Below are 5643 nucleotides of genomic sequence, written 5' to 3' on the forward strand. Positions count from 1 at the left end.
AACGACGCTTTGCGATTAATCGCGAACCGCCTGGGGCGGTTGGCCGACAGAATGTCGGCGCTCCCAGGCGCGGCGGGGTTTGGTGTCTGCGAATACTGGCCCAGTCTCCGCAGCGGTGTCACGAGAGGCCACCAGCGTCCCGGCGCAGTGGGGGAAAGGCCATGGCCGCGATGAACCCGTCACTGAACTGCGGATCATTGGCCAACTCGACCGACTCGACGCGCGCGACCTGTTCGGCCAGGCTGGCACGCGCGGCGCCGTTGGTCAGCAGCGTCTCGGCGCCGGTGCGGGCGGTGTTGCCGACGTATTCCACCTTGCCATCGAACGCGGCCGGGAAGAGCCCGATGTCGACCAGGCTGCGGGTGGTCAGGTGGTAGCCGAATGAACCGGCGATCAGTGCGCGATCCACCGCGGCGGCGTCGACCCCGTTGCGCTTGAGCAGGGTGTCGATCCCGGCCCGCACCGCCGCCTTGGCCAACTGGACCTGGCGGATGTCGCGTTGCGTCAGGTACACCTGATCCGTCAGCGCAAACACGGGCTTGTCGTCACGGCGACTGAGCCGTTCACTCAGTCCCGGCGGCAGTAACGCCAGGTTGCGGGTGAAGCGCCCGGAGCCCTCGATCACGCCCGCGGTAACCAGCGCCGCCACCGCGTCCAGCAGGCCGCTGCCGCACAGGCCGACCGCTTGCGCGTCCTCGATCGTTTCCAGCTGAAGCTCGCCGTCGACGATGGCGCAGCGCTCAATGGCGCCGCGGGCGGCACGCATCCCGCAGGCGATATTCATGCCCTCGAAGGCCGGACCGGCCGCGGTGGAGGTCGCCTGCAACACCCCGTCGCGCGCCAGGACCATCTCGCCATTGGTCCCGATGTCGACGAACAGCGTCAGGCCTGGGGTCGCGGCGAGCCCGGTCGAGAGGATGCCGGCGCTGATATCGGCGCCGACAAAGCCGGAAACGACCGGCGGGAAATAGACCTGGCCATGGCGCGACACCGACAGGCCCAACGCGGCGGCGGGCCGGTAATCGTCGCCGCTGAGGGTCGGCGTATAGGGATAGCGACCGAGCGGTTCTGGATTCACCCGTGCGGCCAGGTGGAGCATGCAGGTATTACCGGCCACCACCACCTCATAGATGCGGCGCCGCGGCACCCGCGCCTCGCCGGCCAGCACGCCGATCAGGCGGTCGATCTCACCCATCAGTTCGCCGTGCAGGGTCTCAAGGCCGGCCTCAGTCGAGCCCAGATGGACGCGGGAGAGCACATCCTGCGCGTGCACGGCCTGCGGATTGAGCGCCGAGGCGGAGCCGGTCGCCGAGCCGGTGCACAGATCGATCAGCGACACCACGAGCGTCGTGGTGCCGATGTCCACCGCCACCCCCCAGGTGCGGGCCGCGGTGTCGCCGTCCTCGCTGCCCAGCAGGCGCTCACCGGCGCTCAACTCGGTGCGGTGGCGCGCCGGGTCGTACCGCTTGGTTACCCAGGGGGCGAGCGGCAGTTCGGCGCTGCGGCCATCCTCCAGGATACGCAGCCCGCGCTCGCTGCTACCCGGCAGGTCGACGGCCAGATCGCCCTCCACCAGGGTGCTGCACAGCAGGATCCAGCCGGACTCCAGGTCCGCCGCGCTCAGTTCGTGCCGGCCGATGATCCGTGCCTGCGGGCGCGACGCCGGATCGAGGCGGACCCGGCACTTACCGCAGGTGCCGCCGCCATTACAGGGTGCCTCCAGTCGCACCCGGGCGCGGCGCGCCGCATCCAGCAGTGAACTGCCGTGCGGCACGTCCACACTGACGCCGAGCGGTCTGAATTCGACGAGCGCCATCAGACCTGCCCCGCGTGCTGGACCGTCCCCGTCAGGGCGCGGATGTTCTCAAGCGAGGTCGAGGTGCTCAGGCCGCAGGCCGGAGAGATGATGTCGATCCCGTCGCGCAGCAGCCGGGCCGTGTTGCGCGACACCTTGTCGCTGTCGCCGAACTCCAGGAGCGAGGTGCTCAGATTGCCCATGGTGGTGAGCCCCGGGAAGTCGGCCTTGAGCGCACGCAGGTCGATCATGGCATCGGTACTGATGGCGTCGGCGTGCAGTTCGGCCAACTGCTCGCGGCTGCGGGTCATGTTGCCGCAGATGTGTATGATCACAGGCGTGCCGCTCGCGTGGATCGCGTCGCAGAGTTGGTTCAGGTAGCGCACCGCATAGTTGCGGAAGGCGATCGGACCCAGGATCTCGCTGGTCGCCGTCGGGTCGCCGATGGTGATCACGTCGGCGCCGTTGGCCGCCACCTCGCGCGCATACTCGATGAGCAGCCGCGTGACATAGTCGAGCACTTGGTGTGCGGCCTGCGGGTTGGTGCGCAGCTCCTTCATGAAGGCGAGCGGCGAGACCACCGAGGCCGCCGTGCTGATGGGGCCGGAGATACTGGCCACCACCGGCACGTCCGCATTGCGCCGCCTCAGATGATGGGCGGCCTCGATCACGGTCCCGAGCCGCCCCTGCTGCACCAACCGCCGGGGATCGCCGAATTGCACCTGGGTACAGGAGGCGAAGGCCTCCTGCGCGATCTTCGGTTCACAGGAGCGGGTGCCCATGTCGATTGCGCTGCCGAACACCTCGGGCTCGACCGTCATGCAGAAGGGTACCCCGAGGTTCTCGAAGCCGGTCAGTGCCTGCACCCGTTCCGCCAGGGCGGCCATGGCCACGGGGCTGGCGTGGGCGGCCGGGAGCGCGGTGGCCTGATCGTCCATGGCCTCGACGACGGCGGCATTCATCATGCCGCCGGGGCAGATCACGGGCGGGCGGTCGACCGACCGGCCGGAGAGGACACGCTCCAGGCGCTCGCGCGGTGCCATCGTGCTCATCGAAAACACTCCTGAATCGCTGGCCCAGGCCGGCTCACGGCGCCGGTGTGGGCACCGGTGACGGCGCCGGTCATGGCGCGGATGTTGGCCAGCGGCGTGAGGCTCGACATGCCGCAGGTCGGCGCCAGGCAATCCACCCCGTCGCGGATCAGGCGGGCGGCGATATCGGCAATCTGCTCACGCTCGCCCAGGTGCAGCAGGAAGGTACTTAAGTTGCCGACGATCGCCAGGTGCGGCAGGCGTTCACGCAGCTCGGCGACACCAAGGGAGGCGTCCGGGATGAAGGGCTTGCAGCGCAGGCGCGCAACGAGTCCCTCGGCGCGGCCCAGGGCACCGCACATGTGCAGCAGCACCGGGGCGCCGCACCCCTGGATGGCGGTGATCAGGGTCTCGAGCGCGGGCAGCGTGATGCGCTCGAACACCCGCGGACCGATCAGCGCCGGGGTCGCCGAGTCCTCGTGGATGGCGACGGCATCGGCCCCGGCCGCCACCAACTCGCCCGCCCAGGCGATCAGAAACTCATTGATGTGTGCCACCAGGTCCTGCGCCGCCAAGGGGTTCTGGATCAGTTCGCGATAGAAGGCCAGCGGCTCGACCACCGACGCCGCCACGCTGACCGGGCCGATGAGATTGGCGATGATGGGCAGGTCCCCGGCGGTCCGCGCCAGTTCGCGCACCGCCGCGACGCTGGTCTGCACCCGGCCCAACCGCAGGCGCTCCGCAACCGCAAGGCGCGGCACCGCGTCGCAATCGGGAGAGGGCTCCTTCGTCACCCGTGCCTCGGTGACCTCATCACCCAGCAGCACGGGCGCGCCAAACACCTCGGCCTCGACCGTGGTGCACAGCGGCACGCCCACCGACTCGAAACCGGTCAGACGGGCGGCGGCGAGCGCGAGCCCCGCCATCGCCAACGGGTCGGTGTGCGCCTGCGGCAAGGAAAATCCGGACAGACGCACGACCGCGGCCGGGGCCGCGCTCATGTTGCCGCCGGTGCAGATGACCGGTGCGCGATCGACCGTGGCCCGGGTGAGGGCACGCAGCAGGCGGGTGCGCCGGTCCAGCACCGCGGGTCCGCTGCGGGCGTTCATCGGTACTGACCAAAGAGCCGGGCGGCCTTCACCATGGTCGCCGCACTCAGCAGGTTGCCATTGGGCGGAAACTCACAGCCGCTGGACAGGATGAAACCGCCATCCGCCACGCTGAAGGTCTCGATCTGTCGGCGGCAATCCTCCAACACCTCGTCCTGGTTGAACTCATGACCGAGCTTCGCCGGGTCCGCCACCCCGATACTGACCACCTTGCGCGACCACTTGGCGGCATGATCCTCCCAGTCCGGCGAGCCGTGGGCCGGATAGGCGTGCGAAATCGCCACCGGATTGATCAGCTCCATGACCGCGTCGAAATAGACACCGCCGCCGCAGTTGTGCACCACCACGGTACCACCCGCGTCGCGGATCGCATTGGCCAGGGTCGTCATAAAGACACCCTCGAATCGGACCCAGGTCTCTTTGCGCAGAATGCTGGCCGAGGAATAGAGCGGGTCGAGTACGATGGCATGGGCGCCGGCCCGGACCTGCTCCAAGGCGTATTCGATCAGCACCCCATTGATGGTCTCCACCGCCTCCAGCACCCGGTCCGGGTGGCGGATGATGTCCTTGAAGAGCTCCGCATGACCGCGGATCTGCGACAGCACCCCGAGCGGTCCATAGACGAAGCCCATCACCGCGAGATCCTGGCCGCGCGCGGCGACCAGCCCCCGCACCACCTCAGTCACCATGCGCATGCGGCGCGCCTGGCGGGGATCGATGGTCTTGACCTTGGCGTACTCATCCGCATTCCGGATAAAGGGGTTGTCAAAATTGGGCAGGGCCGTGCTGCGCTCCGGGAAGATGACCTCCTGCCCGAAGTCCTCCGCCTCGACCGACAGGTCGACCAGGGTCAGGAAACCGTCGAAGCCGATCAACTCCTGGGCGGCCAGCAGGCTCGCGGTGGCAGCCTGTGGGTCCTGCGACCAGCGGTCATAGGAGATGCCGAGCACGCGGCAGGAGGCACCGCACACCAGCGGCGCGGCCGGCACCCGGTCCGGTTTCTGATATTGCAGGGCCAGCCCGATACGCTCCAGCGAGGTCAGCTCGTCCGGCCGCAGGTTCTTGATCTGGTGTGCACTCATGCTGCCAACTCCAGTCCGATCAGCCGCTTGGCCAGTTGTACGGCCGCCGCCGCCTTGGGCGCGTAGCCGTCAGCGCCGATGCGGTCGGAGAACTTCTGCGACAGCGGGGAGCCGCCGACGATCACCTTGAAGCGACTGCGGACCTTGCGCGCGTCAAGAATACGGATCACCTCGGCCATCTGCTCCATGGTCGTCGTCATCAGGGTGGACAACGCAATGATGTCGGCCTCGACCTCGATCGCCCGGTCGACGAAGCGCGCGGCCGGCACATCGCGCCCGAGGTCGTGCACCTCGAAGCCGGCGGCCTCGAGCATGATGCGCACCAGGTTCTTGCCGATATCATGGGTGTCGCCCTGGACCACGCCGATCACCACCCGGCGCACCGGACCCGCGTCGTGGTTCTTGATGAACGGCCGCAGGATGTCCAGGCCCGCGTACATCGCGTCCGCGGCGATGAGGATCTCCGGGACGAAATATTCCTCTTCATGGGGGTGTAAGCCCAAACCCCAGAAAATTCCGGTGGCCCAAATCGAGCCCTGCCATACGCCCATCCAGGTCAATGACCCGTCGTCGACATCGGCTTGCATAGCCGCCTTGATGGGACACTGGTCGCGTCGGTCGGTGCT

Annotated in this window: 5 protein-coding genes; all 5 read right to left on the reverse strand. The window is 68.2% G+C overall.

The window, feature by feature from the left end; all coding sequences use genetic code 11:
- Nucleotides 1-118: 118 nt before the first annotated feature.
- Nucleotides 119-1816 (reverse strand): ASKHA domain-containing protein, encoded by a 1698-nt coding sequence (locus QZY44_RS29080; protein WP_295456132.1) that lies wholly within the window; start codon nt 1814-1816, stop codon nt 119-121.
- Nucleotides 1816-2847, reverse strand: coding sequence for a uroporphyrinogen decarboxylase family protein (locus QZY44_RS29085; protein ID WP_295456133.1), 1032 nt, complete (start codon nt 2845-2847; stop codon nt 1816-1818). Before QZY44_RS29085 ends, QZY44_RS29080 begins: the two co-directional genes overlap by 1 nt.
- Complete coding sequence (locus tag QZY44_RS29090) at nt 2844-3935, reverse strand: uroporphyrinogen decarboxylase family protein (protein ID WP_295456134.1); 1092 nt, start codon at nt 3933-3935, stop codon at nt 2844-2846. The genes QZY44_RS29085 and QZY44_RS29090 overlap by 4 nt, the downstream gene beginning before the upstream one ends.
- Nucleotides 3932-5017 carry a uroporphyrinogen decarboxylase family protein gene (locus tag QZY44_RS29095; protein ID WP_295456135.1) on the reverse strand — a complete coding sequence of 362 codons (1086 nt, stop codon included), beginning with the start codon at nt 5015-5017 and terminating at the stop codon, nt 3932-3934. The genes QZY44_RS29090 and QZY44_RS29095 overlap by 4 nt, the downstream gene beginning before the upstream one ends.
- Nucleotides 5014-5643 (reverse strand): corrinoid protein (locus QZY44_RS29100; RefSeq protein ID WP_295456136.1); only part of this gene is annotated, 630 nt, incomplete at its 5' end. The genes QZY44_RS29095 and QZY44_RS29100, both read right to left, overlap by 4 nt.

The organism is uncultured Thiodictyon sp., from assembly GCA_903837595.1.
In the GTDB taxonomy this organism is placed as follows: Bacteria; Pseudomonadota; Gammaproteobacteria; order Chromatiales; family Chromatiaceae; genus Thiodictyon.

Coding starts and splice junctions, on each gene's coding strand:
- QZY44_RS29090 (WP_295456134.1), bottom strand. CDS start 3,935: ATGAACGCCCGCAGCGGACCCGCGGTGCTGGACCGGCGCACCCGCCTG.
- QZY44_RS29095 (WP_295456135.1), bottom strand. CDS start 5,017: ATGAGTGCACACCAGATCAAGAACCTGCGGCCGGACGAGCTGACCTCG.
- QZY44_RS29080 (WP_295456132.1), bottom strand. CDS start 1,816: ATGGCGCTCGTCGAATTCAGACCGCTCGGCGTCAGTGTGGACGTGCCG.
- QZY44_RS29085 (WP_295456133.1), bottom strand. CDS start 2,847: ATGAGCACGATGGCACCGCGCGAGCGCCTGGAGCGTGTCCTCTCCGGC.